The following is a 1120-nucleotide window of genomic DNA, read 5'->3' on the forward strand; positions in this document are numbered from 1 at the left end:
TCTTTACTTTACATCCATAAAATTAATAGCTTTAAAATAAACAAGACAGAGGTGAACTAACAATACCCTTAGAGATTAAAAGCCTCATCTAACATATCAGTCCTCTGCCTTGTTTTAAAAGGTTGAAAAAGCTTTAGATAGAATACCAGATTACCCAGATCTAATAAAGATTTTAAAGCAATTCAACATTAATTTAACACCACTAAATTATGAAAAATTACACAAATTTCATCGGAATCGATGTAGCAAAATTAACGCTTGATTACTGCATGATTACCCCGAACCCACAGCCCGAACAGGGCCAGATACTGAATACGCAAAAATCGGTGGATAAGTTTTTAAAAACATTGAAAAAAGCTGGCTGCCATATGAATGAGACCCTTTTCGTTTTCGAGAATACCGGCATCTATTCCTCGTTGCTCGCCTTGGTTTTAAGCGAAAACAAACTTGATTACGCTCAGGTTCCTGCGCTGGAAATCAAACGCTCTCTCGGAATTACGCGCGGCAAAAGCGACAAAGTAGACGCCAAAGAGATTGCAAATTACGCCAGGCGAAACACTGATAAAATTGCACTTTCTACGCTTCCGGAACTGAGCCTGCAGCAACTCAAAATCGTGTTTGCCGAACGCGAAAAAACCATTGCCGCCATTAAGTCGTTCGAAAGAACCATGGAAAAGGAAATGTACCTGAACAAAAAAGTTTTCACCAGCGTAAAAGCCATCAACCGACAAACGGTGACACAGCTCAAAAAGCAGCTTGCAGCGCTTGATGACAGAATTAAAACCCTGATCCGCGAAGATGAAATTCTTTACAAACAACAGCAGCTTTTAAAAAGCATTCCGGGAATTGGTGAGATCACTTCAGTCTATCTTTTGATGGTCACGAAAGGATTTACAGCATTTACAAACGGACGGAAATTTGCCTGTTATTCGGGAGTGGTACCCTTCGAACACACCTCCGGAACGAGCGTCAAGGGGAAAACCAGGGTCAGCCATCTGGCGGATAAAAAGATGAAATCGCTACTGCATATGGCCGCACTCACTGCAATAAAATATGATCCTGAACTCAAGGCATATTACCGCCGGAAAAAAGAAGAGGGAAAACACACCATGAGATCGGA

1 protein-coding gene is annotated in these 1120 nt (G+C 41.2%); it reads left to right on the forward strand.

What is annotated here, in order from left to right:
• Window positions 1-209: 209 nt before the first annotated feature.
• The coding region (locus tag CDW55_RS12345; protein ID WP_088470079.1) for an IS110 family transposase at window positions 210-1120 on the forward strand (911 nt) is incomplete at its 3' end.

Source organism: Chryseobacterium sp. VAUSW3 (assembly GCF_002205795.1).
GTDB classification, from domain to species: Bacteria; Bacteroidota; Bacteroidia; order Flavobacteriales; family Weeksellaceae; genus Kaistella; species Kaistella yananensis.